Origin of the sequence: Sorangium sp. So ce1014, assembly GCF_051521505.1 — a bacterium.
In the GTDB taxonomy this organism is placed as follows: Bacteria; Myxococcota_A; Polyangia; order Polyangiales; family Polyangiaceae; genus Sorangium.
Genome location: NZ_CP150356.1, coordinates 6,116,991 through 6,136,831, shown reverse-complemented (window position 1 = coordinate 6,136,831; position 19,841 = coordinate 6,116,991). Strand labels below are relative to the sequence as shown.

The window sequence follows — 19,841 nt, the reverse complement described above, 5'->3', positions numbered from 1 at the left end:
GGCGCCGGCGCCCCGTGGTTCACGAGGCCCCTCGACGATGTCCCGCCTTGACCGGGGCCCCGCCTCCGGTCGAGAGTGCCGGCGTGCAGCGGCTGTTCCCCGCGCTCCTGGTCGCGCTTGCCGGCCTCGTCTCTCCCGCCGGCCCAGCGTTCGCCGAGGCGGCGCCGGGCGCGCTCGCGCAGCTCTCGCCGTCGCCTGCGCCCGCGCAGCTCGCGCAGGGCGCGCCCGCGCCGCCGTCGCAGCAGCGCGCGCCGCCGCCGCCGCCGCGCGCGCCGGTGACGCCGCCGCTGCGCGCGCCCGCGCCGGTCGTCTCCGCGCCGCCATCCGCCACGCAGGTCGCGCCGCGATCCGGGCAGGTCACGCCGGCGCCGCCCGCGCCGGCCACCTCCGCGCCGCCGGCGCAGCTCGCGCCGGCGTCGGCGTCGGCGCGAGCTGCGCCCACGCAGGCCGCGTCGGCGCCGCCCGCGCCGGTCACCTCCGCGCCGCCGGCGCAGCTCGCGCCCGCTCAGGTCGCCTCCGCGCCGGCGCAGCTCGCGCCCGCGCCGGAGTCCGCCGAGGCCGCGTCGGAGGCGGCGGCGCAGCTCGCGCCCGCGCCGCCTCCGCCCGTGCAGCCGCCGCTCGTGCACGTCGCGCCGTCGCCCGCGCCGGCCCCGTCGCCGGTCGCGCAGGTCGTGCTGGCGCCCGCGCGACCGGCGCCGCCCGCGCCCGCGCCGCCAGCTTCGAGCGCTGACCCGGGCGAGCCGCCCGCGCCCGACCCCCAGCCACCGCCTCCGACGGCCGAGCAGCCCGAGGCGCGCGTCGAGCTGCTCGGCCGCACGGTGTTCGCCGTCCGTGTGCACCGGGGCAGCCTCTCTCCTCCGGAGCGCGCCCGCGAGGCGGCGAAGGTGCTGGAGCGCGCCGCCCAGGAGAAGCAGGTCCCCGAGGTCCGCGTCGACGAGCAGGCGGGCGTGGCGATCGTCTACGTCGGCGAGAGCCCGCTCATCCACCTCGGGCCCGAGGACGCCGTCGTGGCGGGCAACGCCACGGTCTCCGTGCACGCCGCCGCGGTCGCCGCCACGGTGCGCGACGTCCTCGCCAAGGAGCACAGCCGGAGCCGCCTCGCGACGAGCGTGTTCTCGTTCTCGCTGCTCATCTTCTCGGGGCTGATCGCGCTGCTCCTGCTCCGCAAGGTCGGCGAGCTCGTCGAGCGGGCGCGCGCCTGGGTCGCCGAGCATCCGGAGCGGCTCCCGGCGCTGCACGTCCGTGGCATCGAGATGCTCCGGCCCGCCGCGTCCCAGGGCGCGCTCTCGGTCGCGCTCGGCGCCGCCGGCATCCTCGTCCGGGTGGGCATCGCCTACATCTGGATCCTCTTCGCGCTCTCCCTGTTCGAGTCCACGCGCAACTACAGCCAGAAGCTCACCGGCTTCGTGCTCGCGCCGATGTCGGATCTCATGGGGCGCATCGCGCGGAGCGTCCCCGTGCTCGTGCTCGCGATCCTCGCGACGCTCGCGGTCATCGTCGTCATCCGCTTCGTGGGGCTGTTCTTCGGGAGCGTCAGCCGGGGCGAGACGTCGCTCGGGTGGCTCCCCTCCGACCTGGCGGTCGCGACCGGGGTCCTCGTCCGCTTCGGCATCCTCGTGGCCGCGCTGCTCCTCGCGGCGCCGCTCATCACGGGCACCGACGAGGGGGCGATCACGCGGGTCGGCTTCGTGGTGCTCGCGTCGGCCGGGCTCGCCGCCACGCCGCTCATCGCCTCGGCGGCCGTCGGCCTCTCGGTCATCTTCGGGCGGCGCCTGCGCGTCGGCGACGTCGCCGACGTGGGCGGCCGGTCCGGGCGGGTCCGCGAGCTGACGCTGCTCGAGGCGCGCCTCGAGGACGAGGACGGGTGCGTCGTGCGCGTGCCCCACCTGCTCAGCCTGTTCCATCCGACGCGCGTCCGCGGCCGGCCTCCCCTCGTGGCCCTCGAGATCAGCGTCGACCCCTCCGCCGATCTCGAGCGGGTGCGCGAGCTGCTCCTGAAGACGGGCTCGGGCCTCGGCAGCCGCGCCCGCGCCGTGCTCGTCGCGATCGACGACGGGGGCGCGCACTTCCGGGCCACGATGGCCTGCGACGGCGACGACGTGCGCAGCCGCTGGCTCACCGCCGTGGCGCAGGCGCTGCTCGCCGCGGGCATCCCGCTCGGGCGCGCGCCTGTGCCCTCCGGCGCCGCGCCGCGCAGCGCGCCGCGGGACCGGGGCGCGGCCTCGTGAACGCCATCTGGCTGCTGATGGGGCTCCTCGTGCTGTCGTACCTCGGCAGCTCGCTCGTCAGCGGCCGCGTGCTGCGGGGCATCGGCCTCCCCTCGGGCGCCGAGTACGTGGTGCTCGGCTTCGTGCTCGGGCCCTCGGCGCTCGGGCTGCTCGAGCCCTCGTCGCTCGCCGCGTTCGAGCCCGTGGCGGGCGTCGCGCTCGGCTGGCTCGCGATGGTCGTCGGCCTCGATTTCGGCTTCGTCGGCAACCGCCGTGTCCGTCCGTCGCGCATGGCGCTCGGCGTGCTGATGAGCCTCTTGACCGGCGGCGCGGTGGCCGCCGCGGTGTGGTTCGCGGCGGCCCGCGGCGCGCCGTCGCTGGAGCCCGGCGACCGGGTGCTGCTCGCGGCGGGCGTGGGCGCCGTCTCCGCCGAGACGACGCGGCACGCCGTGCTCTGGGTCACGCAGCGCTACAGCGCGAGCGGCAGGCTCTCGGACCTCATCGCCGACATCGCCGACTGCGACGACCTCGGGCCGCTGCTCATGATGGGCGGCGCGTTCGCGCTCGTCCCGCAGGCGACGGGCCACTGGCCGCTCCCGTTCTGGGGGTGGACGATCGTCACGGCGCTCATCGGCGTGGTGCTCGGGCTCGTCGCGGTCGTGCTCCTCGGCAGCGATTTCCGCCTGATCCAGAGCTGGGGCGTGCTGCTCGGCACGTCGCTGCTGACGATCGGCACGAGCGCCCGGGTCGGCCTGTCGCCGCTCTTCGCGACGTTCGCGATGGGCGTGACCATCGCCGCGATCTCCCGGCACCGCGAGGAGATCGTCGCGATGGTCGCGCCGACCGAGCGGCCGGTCATCCTGCCGGCGCTGCTGCTCGCGGGCGCGTACGTGAGCCCGAAGGCGGCGCCGTTCCTGCCCTGGATCGTGGCGATCGCGCTCGCGGCGCGGGTCGCTGGCAAGCTCGGGACGGGCCTCGTCTTCCGGGTCATGTCGCCGGACGCTCGCGGCACGTCGCCGTGGCTCGGCCTGGGGCTGCTCTCGTCCGGCGCGGTGGCCATGAGCGTCGGCCTCGCCTTCGCGCTGCGCTTTCCGGGCCCGGTCGGGCACACGGTCCTCTTCGCCGCGGCGGCCGCGGCCGTGTTCGGCGAGGTCGTCGGGCCGCAGGCGCTGCGCGCCACGCTCCGCAAGGCCGGCGAGCTCGCCGTGCCCGAGCGGGAGTCGCTCTTCTTCGGCCGCGGGCTGGCCCGCGCCGCGCGAGGCGCCCCGCTGGGCGACGGGGATGCCCCGCCGTCGTCTGCGGCCAGGCGGGGGGAGGGGTAGGAGGTGTCACCGTGAGCGCTGCAGCACTTCCTGACGCTGGGCCCGTTTCGCCCGCCGGGCCCGCCGCGCCCGCCGGGCCTGCCGAGCCACAAGGCGCGCCTGCGGCCCGCCATCACGGGTCGGCCCCCAAGGGGCCGCTGAACCACCTCACGCACGCGGTCGCGCTGGTGATCCTGTTCGGGGTGCTCTACGCGACGACGCGCGCGGTCCCGCACGACCACGGGCTGGCGGGCACCATCGCCTCGATCGGCTTCCTCCTGCTCGCCGGCACGCTCGCGAGCGAGCTCGTCGAGCCGCTCCGCCTGCCGCACCTCTCGGGCTACATCCTCGCGGGCGTCATCGCGGGGCCGCACGTCCTCAAGCTCGTCGATCACCACGCCGTCGAGGAGATCTCCCGGGTCAACACGCTGGCGCTGGCGCTCATCGCGCTCGCCGGCGGGGCCGAGCTCCGGATCGAGATCGTCAAGAAGAGCCTGAAGAGCCTCCTCTTGCACAACGTCGTCCAGACCGTCCTCGTCTTCGTGGCGATGACCGGCGTGTTCTACGCCGCGCGCTCGCTCGTCCCGTTCGCCGCCGATCTCTCGACGACCGCGGCGCTCGGCGTGGCGATCCTCTGGGGCGTGATCTCGGTCACCCGCAGCCCTTCGGCCGTGCTCGGCATCCTCTCGCAGACGCGCGCGACGGGGCCTGTCGCGATGAACACGCTCGCGTTCGTGATGACGTCGGACATCGTCGTCATCGTCGTGACGGCGATCGCGCTCTCCACGGTGCGGCCGCTCATCGAGCCGGGCACGACGATGTCCATGCACGAGATCGAGCTGCTCGGGCGCGAGATCCTCGGGAGTATCTCGATCGGCACGACCCTCGGGCTCGCGCTCGCGGCCTACATGCGGCTCATCGGCCGGCAGCTGATCCTTGTGTTCGTGGCGCTCGGCTTCGGCGCCACGGAGGTGCTGCGTTACCTCCGCTTCGACGCGCTGCTCGTGTTCGTGGTCGCCGGGTTCGTCGTCGCGAACCTGTCGAAGCAGGGCGAGAAGCTGGTGCACGCCGTCGAGGACGCCGCGAGCGTGGTGTTCGTGCTGTTCTTCGCGACCGCGGGCGCGCACCTCGACTTGCCGCTGCTCCGGCTGATGTGGCCTGTCGCGCTGCTCTTCGGCGTGTCGCGCGCCCTCGTGACGTTCGTGGCGAGCCGGATCGGCAACCGGCTCGCGGACGACCCGCCGGTGCTCCGGAAGTGGGCCTGGTGCGGGCTGGTGTCGCAGGCCGGGCTCACGCTGGGCATCAGCCTGACGATCGAGCGCGCGTTCCCGAGCCTGGGCGCCGGCTTCCGCGCGCTCGTCGTGGGGTGCGTGGCGCTGAACGAGGTGGTCGGTCCGATCCTCTTCAAATACGCGCTCGACCGCGCCGGCGAGACGGCCGTCGAGGCCTCGCGCGGGTCGCTGCCGAACATCGGGCGCCACGGGTGATCTGCGGCCGGCTCACGGGGTGAACCGGAGCGAGTAGCTCACCACGGTGGGGCCTTTCCTCGGCTTGAGGAAGTCGATCTGCTCGAAGACGCCGACGACGCACGTCGTGAACGCCTCGCCCTTGAGCGCCGTCCGTGGCTTGCGCACCTCGGCCTTGCCGCCGTCCTTCTCGATGCGCAGGTCGATCCCGAAGTCGCCGGCCTTCGCCGGGTCCTCCGCGAGCGCGAAGCAGCGGCGGAAGTCGTCGAAGTGGGGGGCGACCGAGCGCTTGATCGGCTCCTTGGTGAAGTCGTCGTGCGGCCCGCCGCCGATGTGCATGCCGATGTTCGCGACCTTCACCTTCGGCAGCGGCGCGGCGTCGGCCGGGGCCACCGGGTCGGCCGCGGCGCTGGCGGTGGGGGCGGCGGGCGCGGCGGAGGCTGCGGCGCTCGCCCCGGGCGCGGCAGAGGCCGTGGGAGCTGCGCTCGCGGCTGCGGAGGGCGGCGGCGGCGCGGCGCTCGGGGGCGCGGATTGCGTCGCCGCAGTCGGGGGCGCGACGCTGCGGTCGGTGCGCTCGCTCGGGGGCGTGGTGCGGGGCGAGCAGCCTGCTGCCGCGGCGGCGAAGGCGAGGGGAGCAGAGAGCGCGAGGAGGAACGGAGCGGGACGGCGCATGATGGCGCGCGAATCTACTGCGGCTCGCGGCGATCCAGGAAGCGCGGACGGCGCGGTGCGCCTTGGCGCCTTTGCGTTTTTTCTGTTCTCTCTCTACTGCCCCGTCGCCTCCCGCCGCTTCCGCACCGCGTCGTTGTGCTCGTCCAGGCTCTCGCTGAACCTGTGGCGACCCCCGCCGGCCGCCACGAAGTAGAGGTACCTCGTCGCCGCCGGCGCGAGCACGGCCGCGATCGACGGCGCCCCTGGGTTGGCGATCGGCCCGGGCGGCAGCCCCGGGTGCGCGTAGGTGCTGTAGCGGTTCCTCGGGTCGCGCACCACGGCGGGCGTGGGCTTGCCGCCCCACTCGGCGCACGACGGCGCGTGCTCGGGCCACGCGACGCAGCCGTAGAGCGCCGTCGCGTCGGACTGCAGCCGCCGCGAGCGGAACGCAGGATCGAGGAGCCGGTTCAGGAACACGCTCGCGATGAGCGGCCGCTCCTCCGCGACGACCGCCTCCTTCTCGACGATGGAGGCGAGCGTCAGCACCTCGCGGCGACCCCAGCCGAGCGTCGCCTGGAGCGCGGCGAGCCCGTCCTTGCTCTCGCCCGCGAGCGCGCTCCAGCGCCGGTCGGACTCGGCGACGAGGCGCTTCGCGACCTCGCGCGCGTCGGTGTCCAGCGCGAGCTCGTACGTCGCCGGAAAGAGGTACCCCTCCGCGCTCTCGGCCCCCACGGCGCCGCCGCGCTCGATGCCGAGCGCGTCCAGGAACGCGCCGTCCGCGGTCGCGGCGAGGAACGTCTTCCTGCCGGCGACGTGCAGCTTCTCCAGCCGGGCCGCGACGTCGAAGCGGTTCCAGCCCTCGGGGATCGTGACCTTCGCCGTGGGACGCCCCTCCGCGCGCGTGAGCAGCTGCCGCAGCTCCCGCGGCGTCGCGCCCTCGAAGAGCAGGTGCGGGCCCGGCACGAACCCCTCGGTGCCGCCGGTGGCGCCGAGGTACAGCGCCATCGCGCGCTCGCTCTCCACGAGCCCCTCGGCCCAGAGGAGCGAGGCCGCCTCGCCCGCGTCGAGCCCCTCCGGCCAGTTGATCTCCACGACGCGCCCCCGGTCCGGGGCCCTCATGCGACCGAAGCCGATCATCAGCGCGAACAGCGCCGCGCCCGCCGCCGCGAGCGCGCCCGCGAGCCCGAGGAGCAGCGCCCGCCCGCGCTTCGGCCAGGGCCGCGCCGGGCGCCGCGACGCCGGCGCGCGCTGCCCCGCGCCGCGCGCGCGCCGCGCAGGGGTGGTCTTCCGGGTCGACGGCGAGGGCTCGCGCGGGGGCGAGCCCTGCGCGCCGTCGCCACCCGTCCTTCGGTTTCCCGGCCGGCTCGCCTTAGGTCGAACGCCCACCGCCGGGAGTCAAAACCCGAAAGCCCGACCCGCGTCAACGCCCGGACTGCGGCGCGCGCGGCTGGCCGGCGCCGGCGTTCTCCACGCCGCCGCCGCCGCCCGCCCCGGGCCGCGCGTCAGCGGGCGAGATCGAAGGCGTCCGCCTCGTTGCGGCGGACGGCGGCCTTGCCCTCGCGGGACTTCGCCGGGGCCGGCAGCGCCGCCGGGGCCTGCGCGAAGCCGCCCGGCTTCGCGGGGGCGGCCGGCGGCGGCGTGGCGAAGCCCGTGTCGGCCCGCTCCAGCGCGGCGAGCTGGCCCTCGAAATCGGACGCCACGTCCTTCGCGCGGCTCGTCGGCGCGCTGCGCTTCGCCTTGTCGGCCGCGCTCCGCAGCGACCGCTGCTGCGCGTCGAGCTTGCTGCGCGCCTCGTCGAGCCGACCCTGCTCGAACAGGAAGTTGGCCTGCTTCAGCGTCGCCGCCGTCTCGCTGCGCTGCACGCGCCCCGCGACGAGCGCGTCGAGCTCGCTCGCGTCGGCGTCGCGGTCCGCGATCGCGACGCCGAGCGTGCCCTCGCACCGGGCGTCGGTCTTCGCGACGAGGTCCCGGTAAGCGAGGCCGACGTCGGCGATCCGAGACTCGCCGCGCCCGTCGCCGCCGAGGCCGTCGAGGCGCACCTTGAGCAGCACCGTCTTCACCTCCGCCGCCGCGAACGCGCCGAGCGGCACGATGACCTGGTCGCCGGCCCGTCGGAACGAGCGATCGAAGACCCGATCGAGCGTGACGCCGGGCGCGAGAGCGATCGCGAGCTCCGCGCCGTTCGCGATGGTGGCGGTGAGCTGCTCGGCCTCCGCCTCGAAGATGCGCGCGAGCGCGGCGTCGTTCTCGACGAAGTAGTGCCGGCCGTTCGAGTCGAGCGCGATCGCCGACAGGATCTTCTCGTTGTAGTCGACGTCGACCCCGATGGTCGTGATGCTCACGCCGCGATCGCGCGCCCGCTGCGCCATCGCGCGGAAGCCGGGGAGGTCGCGGACCCCGTGGTTGGCGTCGCCGTCGCTGAGGACGAGCATCCGGCTCACGCCGCCGCCCGTCTGTCCGAGCAGCGAGAGGCCCTCCTCGATGCCGCAGGAGATGCACGTGTCGCCGCCGAGCGAGATGCCGCGGACGCCCGCGAGGATGCGGCCGCGCGTGTCCGGCCCGACGGTCGTGGGCGGGACGACCACGGTCGTCCTCGTGTCGAAGGTGACCACCGACACGACGTCGCCGTCGTTCATGCGGCTCACGGCGGTCGTCGCCGCCTGGACGGCGTTGGCGAGGCGGGTGCCCTTCATCGAGCCGGAGCGATCGATGACCAGCGAGAGGCTCGCCTGCGCCTGCGTCTTCGTGGGCGACCCGTCGCTGCGGACCTCGAAGCTCAGGAACGTCTCCTGCGCCGAGCGGGGGAGGCGGGCGTGACCGACGCGCCCCTCCAGCATCAGCCTGGATCCGGCGGTGAAGCGGCTCGGGTCGACCGCGGCCACGGCGCCGCCCGCCACCTCCGGGACCACGCGGGGCGGCTCGGCGGTCACCTCGGTGGCCACCTCCGTCGCGTCCCGGCCCCCGGACGGGGCGAGCGAGTAGACCGAGAGGCTCGTGAACATCATGCCGAGGGCGGAGAACAGGGCGACATGGGTCGGCTTCATGGCTCCTCCAGAGAACTGCCTGCGCCCCTCGATCTTACGCCCTTACGCCGGGCTCACGGCGGCGGGACCGCAGGCGTGAGCCCTTCTACGTCGTCGGGCCCGGAACGATCTGACGGCTCCACGGTCGGCCGGATCCCGGCGGCGCGGAGGGCGCTCCAGGGCGGGATGCTCCCGATGAGGACGAGCACGGCGTCGCAGGGGTGCGCCATCGCCCCCGACGGCGAGGCGAGGGTCGCCACGAGCGCGCCGCGCGGATCTCCGGCGAGCGCGGCGACGTCGGTCTCGAACCGGAGCGAGAGGCGGGACGCGGCTGCAAGTCGTCGTATCTCCTCGATATTTCGCGTCTTCCCGCGCCTGAACCCGCCGCCGCGATAGACGACGGTGACCTCGGTGGCCGGCTGGCGGGACAGCGCGATGGCGGCCTCCATGGCGACGTCGCCGAGCCCGACGATCAGCACCCGGCTGCCGGCGAGGCTCCGCGCATCGGCGAGGTGGTAGTACACGCGTCCCTCCACCTCGGGGGACAGCGCGCACGGAAGGCGGCGCGGCGAGCCGCGCTGGCCGAGGGCGAGCAGCACGCGTCGCGCCCGGCGCTCGGTGCGCGGCCCGCCGTCGCGCGGCTCGGTGACGACGACGAAGCCTGGCGGGGCCTCGCCGGCGGAGCGCGTGTCGTCGCGCGTGTCGCCGGAGCCGAGGCGCGTGACCGACACCATCCGGGTATCTTGCAGGATGGGGAGCCGCTCCTTGCGCACGATGCGGAGCCAGTGGGAGAGGAGCTCCTCCTTTGTCGACTCCTTCAGCCACAGCTTCCCGGTCATGGGCAGGTCGAGCGGCTGATCGAAGACCAGCTTGCCGCGCGGGAAGCTCTGGATGCTCTGCGCCACGCTGCCCTGCTCGATCACCTCGAACGAGAGGCCGAGCTCCTTGGCGCGCAGCGCGGCGCTGATCCCGGCGGGCCCGGCGCCGACGATGATCAGATCGAGCCCGGGGCCGCGCGGACCGGCCTGCCGCAGGTCCTCCGCGACGCGCGTCGCCGCGTGCGCGCCCTGGTGGATGGCGTTCTTGATGAGGGGGAGGCCGGTGACGTCGCCGGCGAGGTACAGGCCCGGCACGTCGAGGCTCCCGAGGTCGTCGCCGAGGCGCGGGCGATCGGCGATGGGCGCGCCGCCCTCGATGGTGAGCGACCCGTTGGGGCAGCGCTGCTCGCACAGGGTGAGGCCGCAGCACGCCTCGGGGCGGGCCACGACGGCGACGTACCGCTCGATGGCGAGCACGTCGTACGGGCACGCGTCGACGCACGCGTAGCAGCCGAGGCAGGTGGTCGTGTCGATGCGGGGAAGGCGCACGCGCGCCGCGGGGCGCAGCATCGCCTCGGCGGCCGAGGCCGCCTCGGCGGCCGAGGCGTCGCGCGAAGGCCGCCGCGCGCGCCGCGCGTGGACGCCGCGGGTGCCCGCAAACGCGAGGGCGGCGGCGGCGAGGCCGGCGCCCATCCAGAGCAGCGCGCGGCCGGGGGGCAGCGCGCTGCCGGGGGGAGCGTTCCCGTGGGGCGCCGCGCCCGTCACGACCGGCAAGGCCGCGGCGGCGTCGCGCGCCGCGTCCCACGCGAGGGCGCGGTCCTCGGTGTGCTGGCCGCTGCAGACGCCGCTGCTGCTGCGGCCGCCGCTGCTGCTGCCGCGGTCGGCGCGGAGGATGGCGGCGTCCTCGGGGAGGGCGGGGCGGTGCTCGTCGAAGCAGGTGATCGGCCGGGCGTCGCCGAGCGGCGCCTGCGCCGCCACGAGGCAGCGCGCGATCGGGTCGCGCGGCGCGGCGAGGTCGTGGCACGGCGTGCAGCTCCCGGCGGTGACGATCGCGACGGTGGTCGGCTGGCTCGGGCGGAAGGCCGTTGGCGGGAGCTCCACCTCGACGCCCGGCGCGAAGCGCGCCGGCGGCCTCGAGGGGTCGAACACGACGCCCTGGTCTCCGCGGTGGATCGGGTGGCATGTGGCGCAGCCCAGCGCGCCGCTCGCGAGCAGCTGCGCGTGGCTCCTGCGGGTGGACCCGTGGTCGCCGTGGCACCCCGCGCAGGCCTGGTCCAGGCGCGCGCCCGCGGCGGCTTCGCGCGGGGCGGCGGCTTCGCGCGGCGCGCCCGCTTCGCGCGGTGCGGCGGCGCCGCGCGGCGCGGCCGCTTCGCGCGGGGCGGAGGGCGCCTGCTCGACGTGGCACGACGCGCACGCGAGCTGCGCGCGCGTGTGGGGCAGCGAGAGCGGCCCCGGCGCCGCGTGCCCCCCCGGCGGCGGGAAGAGCAGCGCCGCCGCGCCGGTCGCGACGGCGCCGGCCAGCGTGGCCGGCAGCACGCCGCGGAAGCGGGTGACGTCGGAGGTCGACTCGGCGCGGCGCGCGGCGCGTCCGCGGACGACCTCCCGCGGCTGGGCGGCGCGCTGGCGTGGATCCGACAGGTCGGCGCGGTAGAGCGTCCTCGATGGGTCGGGCGAGCGCGGCGCCTCCTCCGCGGCGCCGCCGGACGGCGCCTCCGTCCCGCTCCCCCGGCCGCTCGGGCTAGAGGATCGTGACATTCAGTCGATAGAAGAAGGTCGCGTCGGGGACGAGCTCTGCGGCCCTGACCCTCACATGGTAGGTGCCCTCGGCCAGGTCGGTGACCGACGCGGAGGAGCAATAGCCGAGCCCCGAGTCCTCGTCCGATGCGAGCACGGCGGCCCCGTCGTCGCCCAGGATCTCGATGTAGCTGTCGAGCCGCCCGGTCATGCAGGCCTCGGTGCCGTTGTCGCTGACGGTCGCGATCAGGGTCGAGCTCGGTCCGGGCACGCTCACGGCGACCACGTCGACGTCGCCTGCCGGCGAGATCTCCGCGAGCCACGGGGCGGCGTGGGCGCCGGCCTGCGCCGGCGTGTTGTTGGGCTCCGTCTCGTCGAGCTCGAAGCGGCACGCGGCGCTGCACCCGTCGCCGGGCGTCGTGTTGCCGTCGTCGCATTGCTCGCCCTCGGTCGCGACTCCGTCACCGCAGACCTCCGGGACGAGCGTCACGATGAGCCGGTAGGGAGCCCCCTGGTCGGCGGCGACGTTCGCCGTGACGCGGACGTAGTAGTCGCCCGCCGGGAGCCCCGGCGCCACGGCGCGGGCGCAGTGGCCGACGCCCCCGAACTCGCGTCGCACGAGCAGCGCGCCGCTCTCGTCCAGGATTTCGATCGCGGTGTCGAGCCGGCCGTTGAGGCAGTCGGAGCTCGTGATGTCGGAGGTCTCCGCGATGAGCACCGTGGGGCCGCTCGGCACGGTGACGCGCACGACGTCCACGTCATCCGGCGGATCGATGGAGGCGAAGAACGGGACCGCGTGGGGGTTGGCCGAGGCGATGGCGTTGTTCGGCTCGGTCTCGGTCGCCTCGAGCCGGCAGTCGTCGGTGCACCCGTCATCCGGCTGACCGACGAGGTTGTCGCACTCCTCGGCCGGATCCTGAATGCGGTCGCCGCAGACCGTCTCGCGGCTCCTCACGCCGAGCTCGAACGCGCCGGTCTGCCCCTCGTCCGCCGCGCCTGCGACGACCACATAGAACGCATCGCCCTCGCGGACGGGGACGGTGAGTCGGTTCTCGATGCCCGCGCCGGCGCTGACGCCGCCGCAATGGAGCTCCGTCGCGGCGTCGTCGCAGGCGCCGCGCAGCACGGCCAGGAGCGCGGCGTCGGTCCCCGGGGTCAGCACCACGTCGAGGAACCCGGTGGTGGTCGCCGTGAACGTGTAGGCGACGCCCGGGAGCCCCGTCGTGCACCCTCCCTCGACGGCCGCGTGGCCGCTGATGTCGCCGGTGACGAACGCGGGATCCGGCAGCGCCACCGGGGCGGCGCACAGGTCCGCGCAGGCCGCCGCGCACTCCGGATCGGCGCAGTCGGCGCTGCCGTCGCCGTCGTTGTCGCGGCCGTCCTGGCACCCCTCGACGCCCGCGCAGCCCGACGTGTCGACGGTGCACTCGTCGCTGCACCCGAGCTGGCCGCTCTCGAAGCCGAAGCTCTGGCACGTGGCGTTCCTGACATCGGGCCCGTCGCACGCCTCGTCCAGCTCGGCGGCGCCGTCGCCGCAGGCGGCGGGCGCGGCGCCGCCGCCTCCTTCGTTGCCGCCCCCGCCGCCGCCCTCACCGCCGGCGGCCCCGGTTCCGCCGGCGGGAGACGGCCTCGGCCGGTTGTCGTCGTCTCCGCCGCACGCCGCCGCGGCGACCGCCGCGGCGGAGAGCAGGGCGATTGCCGTGATGCCGCGGCTCACTCGGAATCGGGACATGAATACGTGATCTCCCAGTCCTGCACCTGAACACCGCCTCCGCCCGTGCTCGTCGGATTGAGCCTCATCTGGACCTCGAGGTACTCGGTCCGGGCGTCCGGGAGCTCTTCCAGCACGTCGAACAGATCGACCGCGCACGGCGGCGCCGAGCTCTCATCGCAGATCCGTGTGTCGGTCGGCGCCGCTTGCGCGGTGGCGGCGAGCCGCACCGTCGCCCCGCTGAGATCGTCGGGATCGTCGGCCGATCGCACGAAGAACTCGACGCTCGAGTCGCCCGGCGTCGCCGTCCTGTACCTGAGGTACCCCCACTGGGTCTTGGTCCCCGGCGGGCAGACGCCGTGGTAGCGCTCCCAGCTCGTGGTGATGGGCGTGAGGCTCGTGGTCACGCACGGGACGGTCGCGCGGACCTTCCCTGGGCTGTCGCGGAGATCGGCGCACGTCTGCGGGCAGAGCTTGACGCTCGTGTTCGTCGCGTCGGCGAAGTACCAGCCGCTGCCGCAACTGCCCAGCCCGGCGGGCCGGGGCGTGAGGGTGGTCTCGGTGCCGGCGCCGTCCACATGCACGACGGACACCGAGGTGGGATCCGCGACGCCGGCGAGGGGGACCGTCACGTCGCAGGGGAGCGCCTCTCCGCGGATCGAGACGAGCGCGTCGAGGAGGCTGCCTTGCAGCGTCGTGCCTGCGGTGAGGTTGTACGCCTGTCCGCCGCCGCGAGCGGCGATGTTGTTGATGATCTCCGCGTTCGAGTTGCCGAAGCCCACCGCGTGCACGCGGACGCCGTTGTTCTCGAAGGCGTTTCCCGCCAGGTCCCCGATGTGGTTCGGGACGGTGTCGCAGTGCGACGGGATGCCGTCGGTCACGAACACGACCGCGACCTCCTCCTCGGGGTGGGCGGTCTTGTAGTTGATCGCCCAGGTCGTGGCGCCGTCGAGCGCCGGGTACATCGGCGTATCGCCGTAGGCCGTCGGGAAATTGATGAACGCCTGCAGGAGCTTGAGCTCTTGCTGATCTCCCATCATCGCGGATTGCTCGGTCAACCTGTCGGCTGCGGCGCCGTTGAACGGGACGAGCGGCAGCGCACAGCCCTCGCCGCCGGGGTCCGGGCATTCGGGGTTGTTGTCGCAAGGGCCGGGGTTGGCGTGCGGCCAGAACCGGAACGCGACGCCAAGCCCCGCCGACGCCGGATCGCGGAAGAACTCCCTGAGGGCCTCGCGCGCCGGGTTCCATCGGGAGCCGCTCACGTCGTCTCCCGACGAGTTCTGCACCATCGAGGTGGATCGATCGAGCGCCACGAACAGGGTGGCCGGCCTGATCAGCGAGACGCTGGCCGTGGCGATGCAGCCCGGCGACTCGCACATGGCCGATTGATAGATGCTCCCGTTGTTGGCGCACTGGCACTCGGCGATGTGCCCCGGGCCCGGCGGGTTGACGATGAGCTCCACGCCGTCGGCGACGCCCGTGCAGCCGGCCACGCTGATGCACTCGCCCGGGGCGATCGGCTGCGCGGTCGTGCAGGCGAGGGTGCCGCCGCTCGGGCTGCAGGAGTCGAGGACCTGGCTCGGGGCCGAGGAGGGGAGCTGGCCCGCGCCCGCGGCGTAGCGGTGAATCGCGATGCCCGCGGGGGCCGGCATGTTGCCGCGGTTACAGACCGGGACCGTCCCGCCGCAGGGCACGCCGACCGTGAGATCCACGTTGCTGCACGCGGGGTTCGTCTGGTTCGGCAGGTAGGCCTTGCAGAGGCCCCGTTGCTGGTCTGGATCGGTGCTGCAGGTGGAGCCGCACAGCTGCTCGACAAGGTCGACGCACGTGGCGTCCCAGTAATTTGTCGGTGGGGCGCACGTCTTCCCAGGGCACTCGGTAGCCACGAGATCGACGCACTCTGAGCTCCAGGTCCCCGCGCACTTGCCGTCGGTACTGACGCTTTCCGGCGGGCACACGCCGCTGAGCGGCCTGCAACGTCGCGGGGTGCCGGGCAGCACCATAGGGCAGGTGAAGTTCATTCCGAAGACGGTCTCGCACTGCGCGGTCGACGTGCACCTGAAGTCGCAGCAGAGCGGGTTGGCCGCGCAGATGTTGGCGATGCACGGGTCACCGCACGTCGCGGTCATGTGGGTCGCGATGCCGGGGGTATCCTCGCAGGCGTCATGCCCGCAGTCGGCCGGGATGGTCGTCTGGGTGCAGCAGTTCGGGTTCGCCTCGCAGACCTTCGCGACGCAGCCGCTGCAGGTCGACAGGAGCGAGAGGCCCGTCTCGCACGGATTGTGGGCGCACGCGCCCTGCGCGGGGTGCTCGCAGTACTGGTCGAACTGGCAATCCTCGCTGGTCGTGCAGGGCTGGTGCGTGCCCTGCCGCGCGACGCCCTCGGGCAGCTCGTTGATGTCCCCGACCGACCACGTGTACGTGGTGCCGACCCCCGAGAGATCGATGGGCCCCCCGTCCGGCACCTCCTCGAACGACTGGCACGACGGATCGCACGGGTTTGTCGCGCAGAGACCCGCGTCGGAAGCCTCCGAGTTGGCGAGCGGGCGCGGATACCCGCTCTCGCCGCTCCCGCGCGGCGAAGGTCCGAGCGGCGACCTCCGCATCGTCATCGTCCCCTCGCACTTTCCGTAGCGCCCGTCCTCGCACCGGCGGATCCCGTCCATGCATGTCAGCACGCCTTCGTGCTCACCGACGGTGATGTGACACTCCACCTCTTCACCGTCGACGCACGGGTCACCCGTGCCCGTCCCCCCATCGGGTCCGCCCGTCCCGTCCTGCGGCCCCGGGGGGCCGCTGTCGTCTCCGCTGCACGCCCCGGCGATCACCGCCGACGCCGTGAGCAGCGTGACCAGCAGCAGCGCTCTCGGCGCCCACGCCTCGGCGGAGCCTGATCCGAAGAGCGCTCCCATCCACTTGGTCGAGGGACCAGCCATCAGCTTTTCTACCTTCCACTGGGGTGGTGTCGGGAAAATTGTACCTGGGCGTTGAAGGCAAAGTCCAGGCCTCTCGCCCGCGCGCTGTCTGCCGCGAAAAAGGCGGCCGCTGCGCCGAGGCGCGGACGGCGCCGCGCGCGTCGCTGCGCGCAAGGCACAAAGAAATGCCGTGCCTCGCAACGATTGCATAGCGCGTCAGAGGCGCTGTCGGCCGACCGCGGCGCGCGTCGCGGGCCGCGCGCGGCGCCTGAGGCCGTGTGGGGCGGCGTGCGCGCGCTCCCGGTCCGCCGCGCGCTCATCGGGGCACGCTCGCCGCCGTGATCGCGTGGAGCACGAGCAGCGCGGCGGCGACGCCGAACGTGAGGATGTGCGCCGGCAGCCCGCCGCGGAGGGCGCCGAGGAGCGCCCGCTGGGCCGGGAGCGCGCGCAGCTCCACGGCGATCCGGATGAGCTCCGCCAGGCCGGCCAGGCGCTCTGCGCCGCGCCCTTCGAGGACGGCGTCGATGCGGGCGCGCAGCGCGCGCTCCTCCTCGCGCAGCCCGCGCCCCGAGGCGAGGAGCGCGAGCGGGCCGAGGGGGCTCTTCAGGTAGGGCACGAGGACCTTCTCGACGATCTTCTTGACCAGATCGCTGCGCCCGCTCACCTCGCGGTAGAAGCGGTCGAGGAGCTCGCGGCGGGCGGCGGCGAAGTCCTCCGGGAGCGCGGCGGTGCGCTCGATCCGGGCGAGGCGCCGCGGCGCGAGCCGGTACGCGAGCGCCGTGAAGGCGCCGGCCGCCGCGGTCGCCCAGAAGGCGAGGTGCAGCGCCGCGCCGAGCGTAGGGCGGCCGGACCGCGGCCACGGCGCGTGCGCGAGCGCGAGGCCGGCCGTGACGAGGCCGATCGCGAGATGCCCGGACAGCTGCGGGCGCAGCCGGCTCCGGACGGGCGCGGCGTCGCCCGCCTCGTCGGCTGCTCCGCCGCGCCGCCTGGGCCGCATCCACAGCCGCCGCCCCGCGCGCTTCGGGACGGCGTACAAGAGCAGCAGCGCGATCCCCACGGCCGCGGCGACGCCCGCCCAGAGCGCGGCGCCCTCGCCCGGCCGCGCCCCGCCGTGGGCGTGCGCCGACAGCCCCGCCGCGCCGAGCCCTGCCGCCGCGATCGCGCTCCCGGCGAGGAGCGCCGCGTCGCCCCGCTGCCCTGCGGAGCGTTCCTGCTCGCGCCGCGCCCCGCCGAGCAGATCGCGCACGTCGGCGATCTCCTCCGCCGGATTCACGCGGAAGATCGACCCTGTGGGGCAGGCCTTCACGCACGCGGGGCCGTCGTGCTCGCGGCACAGATCGCACTTGACGGCGAGGTCCGGAAAGCCCGCGCCGCCCGGGCGCGGCGCGGCGGTGGGGCGCGGCGCGATCGCGATGTTCTCCCAGGCGCACGCCTTGGCGCAGGCGCCGCAGCCGGTGCAGAGCGCGTCGCGGATGAACACCTCGCCCCCCGTGTCCTTGCCGATGGCGCCGGTCGGGCACTCGATCATGCAGGCGGGGCTCTCGCAGTGCTGGCAGGAGTTCGGCAGGAGCAGGCTCCGCGGCGCCTCCTGCAGCGGGCCCGGCGCGATGTCGTCCACCCGCGCGTGCACCTTGTCGCCGCGGCGGACGAGCCGCGAGACCCCGTGCACGTCGGCGCAGGACCACGCGCAGTGCCCGCAGCGCGCGCATGTATCGAGGTCGATGACCAGGAGGGACCGCGCGACCTGGAGGCGATAGAGGTCCCGGAAGACATGCGCCGTGTCGTTGCGCGCCTGCCCGGCGACGATCGCCTCCTGGGCGGCGTGCTGCTCGCCGGTGATGCGCCGGAGTCGCGGGATCAGATCAGGGTGCCTCCGCGCGAGCCCGGCGAACGTCTTCGACGGTACCGACAGGAGCGCCGCGGCGCCGCTGGCCACGGCGCTCGCCGCCCGGCAGCGACCCTCGTCGAGCTCCACGTCTCCGAAGAAATCGCCCCGGGTGAGGTACGCGCGCACATGAATCCGATCTCCGTCCTCGGTTTGAATTTGCACCATCCCGTCGGCGAGGAGCCACAGTTCGGTCGCGGGATCCCCGGCACGATAGATGGCCTGACCGCGCTCGAAGCGACGATGACTCACCGCGTCAAGGAGGATCTCGATGTCCTCTGGATCGAGATCGCGCGTGAAGGCAAGGGTGCTGAGGAGGTCGCGTGTGGCGCTCCTCCGCAGGCCGCGCTCGAGCTTCTCGGCGACCTCGGCCTTGCCGGAGCGGCCGGCCGCGCGGCGGAACAGGTGGACCGGAATCTCCGCGAGCACGCTGGGCGCGAGCGCGACCGCGGTGGTCCTGCGCGACATCCCCACGACCGCCTCCTCCCCGAGGACATCGCCTACAGCGGCGGTGCGCACCTCCGTATCGCGATCGTCTCCGCGGCGTGTCGCGCGCAGGGCGATGCGCCCGGAAGCGACGACGAAGAACGCATCGCCCGCGTCGCCGGCGCGATAGACGACCTCGTCGGTCGAGGGGGAGCGGAGCCTACCTGCCTCGGCGATCTCGCGCCGGGCGCGCTCGTCGAGGCCTCGCAGCAAGGGGGCGTTGAACACCCCCGGCGGCCAGGCGCCGGGGCGCTCGCGCGCCGCGCCGCGCGCATCGACGTCACTGTGGTCCGATGAGGGCATCAGCAGGGCTCCCGTCCGCCGAGCACAGCCGGAGACGCGGCGCCCGGCGCGCGACTCGCTTCATACCATCGCGCATCAGCTGTCGTAAGGGACGACATGGTCTTACTTCACGTTGGAACGTTCGCGAGTGCTCGCGAGCGCTCGCGAGCACTCGAACGACTGGAAAAAAAGGATGAGCGCCCCGAAAAAGCCTTGACACCTAAGCCGATCATAGTGAATATCCATCCTGCTAGACTCGGCATCTTCGGCGCCAGGGTTCGTTTGATGGTTCAGCATGAAATGACTAGCATCTGTTCCAGAGTGCACATGCAAGGTCATTCAAACCAACGAGGTAGAAGTATGAGCAGGCGCACGACGAGTTTGGCTGTTGCATCCCTGGCTGCCGCGTCTTTCATCATGTTGGGTTCGGCGTCCGCGAGCGCCAAGGACCACGCGGACTGGGCCCTCGATTTCATCGACAACTCGGCCAGCAATGAGTTCGCCGGCACGGACGAGAAGTGCTTCATGACCTGGGAGGAGCCGCAGGTCATGAGCGTCGATGGAGCGACCGTCGAGGTGCCGGCCTGGTCCGGCAGAACCAAGGGCGCGTGCTTCTTCATTCTGTCGCTGCAGAAGGCGAAGGGGTACTCGGAGAGCGATATTCGCAAAATCTGGGGCGTGTATGGCCTTACGTCCGATAACCTCTTCGACTGGATCAACATGAGCCCGGCGACCGGCGCGCCCCCGCCCTCTCCAGATGACGAGACGTCCTTCCGCCGCGTCAACAGGGCGCTCGACATCCAGAAGGGTGATGTCCTCGCCATCGGCGCCACCTCCACCTACGCCGGTCACACGGTGATCATCGCGGGCCCGGCCAGGGAGATCTTCCCGCAGATCCTGCCGCGTTACTCGGGTACGAGGCAGTACGCCGTGCCGATCGTGGACTCGACCTCCTCGTCGCACGGGTGCCTCGCCCCGGCGGCGGACCCGGAGAAGGATTACTCGGACAGCCGGTGGGACGGGCCGTGCACCGGCGGCCACATGGAGGCGGGGGCCGGGACGGCCACCATGCGCGTGTACACCGACTCGATCACGGGCCTCCTGCTCGGCTACACGTGGAGCGTCACGTCGTCGACGACGAGCTACTACTCCCCCCTGACGCGGCCCTACCGGATCGGCAGGTTGTTCAAGCTGCCCGAGCCGGCCTCGACCGAGCCGCCCCCGCCCCCTCCCTGATCGCCGGGGACGCTCTTCACGATCACGGCGAGCTGAGCCCTTCAGCTCCCGACCAGCGAAGCCCTTACCCCGCGGGCCGGGGTAGGGGCTCGCCCCTTTTTGTTCGCCCGTTCGCCGAGCGGCCTG

11 protein-coding genes are annotated in these 19,841 nt (G+C 73.9%); 4 read left to right on the top strand and 7 right to left on the bottom strand.

The features are described 5' to 3' along the window. Positions 1-83 precede the first annotated feature (83 nt). The 3 genes from WME75_RS23080 to WME75_RS23070 are packed head-to-tail and all read left to right on the top strand — an operon-like array spanning position 84 to position 4,995. Entirely contained in the window at positions 84-2,228 is a 2,145-nt protein-coding gene (locus WME75_RS23080) for a mechanosensitive ion channel domain-containing protein (RefSeq protein WP_437494590.1), read from the top strand. Then, positions 2,225-3,529: a cation:proton antiporter gene (locus WME75_RS23075; RefSeq protein ID WP_437494588.1), complete on the top strand. Its 1,305-nt coding sequence runs from the start codon at positions 2,225-2,227 to the stop codon at positions 3,527-3,529. Before WME75_RS23080 ends, WME75_RS23075 begins: the two co-directional genes overlap by 4 nt. Before the next feature lie 11 nt (positions 3,530-3,540). After that, positions 3,541-4,995, top strand: coding sequence for a cation:proton antiporter (locus tag WME75_RS23070; protein WP_437494586.1), 1,455 nt, complete (start codon positions 3,541-3,543; stop codon positions 4,993-4,995). A gap of 12 nt (positions 4,996-5,007) precedes the next feature. Here WME75_RS23070 and WME75_RS23065 read toward each other — a convergent pair whose 3' ends face one another. The 7 genes from WME75_RS23065 to WME75_RS23035 all read right to left on the bottom strand — a co-directional run bounded on the left by WME75_RS23065 (position 5,008) and on the right by WME75_RS23035 (position 18,500). Continuing rightward, positions 5,008-5,646, bottom strand: a complete 639-nt coding sequence (locus WME75_RS23065; protein ID WP_437494584.1) for a hypothetical protein — start codon at positions 5,644-5,646, stop codon at positions 5,008-5,010. 93 nt (positions 5,647-5,739) lie between these two features. After that, positions 5,740-7,011 (bottom strand): endolytic transglycosylase MltG, encoded by a 1,272-nt coding sequence (gene mltG, locus WME75_RS23060; protein ID WP_437494582.1) that lies wholly within the window; start codon positions 7,009-7,011, stop codon positions 5,740-5,742. 116 nt (positions 7,012-7,127) lie between these two features. Next, entirely contained in the window at positions 7,128-8,669 is a 1,542-nt protein-coding gene (locus tag WME75_RS23055) for a vWA domain-containing protein (protein ID WP_437494580.1), read from the bottom strand. Between the two features lie 53 nt (positions 8,670-8,722). Beyond that, positions 8,723-11,221, bottom strand: coding sequence for an NAD(P)-binding domain-containing protein (locus tag WME75_RS23050; protein WP_437494578.1), 2,499 nt, complete (start codon positions 11,219-11,221; stop codon positions 8,723-8,725). Further along, positions 11,205-12,932 (bottom strand): DUF4215 domain-containing protein, encoded by a 1,728-nt coding sequence (locus WME75_RS23045; protein ID WP_437494576.1) that lies wholly within the window; start codon positions 12,930-12,932, stop codon positions 11,205-11,207. Before WME75_RS23045 ends, WME75_RS23050 begins: the two co-directional genes overlap by 17 nt. Further along, positions 12,914-15,847 (bottom strand): vWA domain-containing protein, encoded by a 2,934-nt coding sequence (locus WME75_RS23040; RefSeq protein WP_437494574.1) that lies wholly within the window; start codon positions 15,845-15,847, stop codon positions 12,914-12,916. The genes WME75_RS23045 and WME75_RS23040 overlap by 19 nt, the downstream gene beginning before the upstream one ends. A gap of 295 nt (positions 15,848-16,142) precedes the next feature. Next, positions 16,143-18,500 (bottom strand): cyclic nucleotide-binding domain-containing protein, encoded by a 2,358-nt coding sequence (locus tag WME75_RS23035; protein ID WP_437494572.1) that lies wholly within the window; start codon positions 18,498-18,500, stop codon positions 16,143-16,145. Between the two features lie 396 nt (positions 18,501-18,896). Between WME75_RS23035 and WME75_RS23030 the strand changes: the two genes are divergently transcribed. Continuing rightward, the gene (locus tag WME75_RS23030) at positions 18,897-19,715 is read left to right on the top strand and encodes a hypothetical protein (protein ID WP_437494570.1); all 819 of its coding nucleotides are present in this window, start codon (positions 18,897-18,899) and stop codon (positions 19,713-19,715) included. The last annotated feature ends 126 nt before the right edge of the window (positions 19,716-19,841 follow it).

What these genes read in the sequence shown, in the direction of transcription:
- WME75_RS23050 (WP_437494578.1), bottom strand. Translation starts at nt 11,221, where the DNA reads ATGTCACGATCCTCTAGCCCGAGCGGCCGGGGGAGCGGGACGGAGGCG.
- WME75_RS23035 (WP_437494572.1), bottom strand. Translation starts at nt 18,500, where the DNA reads ATGCCCTCATCGGACCACAGTGACGTCGATGCGCGCGGCGCGGCGCGC.
- WME75_RS23065 (WP_437494584.1), bottom strand. Translation starts at nt 5,646, where the DNA reads ATGCGCCGTCCCGCTCCGTTCCTCCTCGCGCTCTCTGCTCCCCTCGCC.
- WME75_RS23045 (WP_437494576.1), bottom strand. Translation starts at nt 12,932, where the DNA reads ATGTCCCGATTCCGAGTGAGCCGCGGCATCACGGCAATCGCCCTGCTC.
- WME75_RS23040 (WP_437494574.1), bottom strand. Translation starts at nt 15,847, where the DNA reads ATGGCTGGTCCCTCGACCAAGTGGATGGGAGCGCTCTTCGGATCAGGC.
- WME75_RS23030 (WP_437494570.1), top strand. Translation starts at nt 18,897, where the DNA reads ATGTTGGGTTCGGCGTCCGCGAGCGCCAAGGACCACGCGGACTGGGCC.
- WME75_RS23055 (WP_437494580.1), bottom strand. Translation starts at nt 8,669, where the DNA reads ATGAAGCCGACCCATGTCGCCCTGTTCTCCGCCCTCGGCATGATGTTC.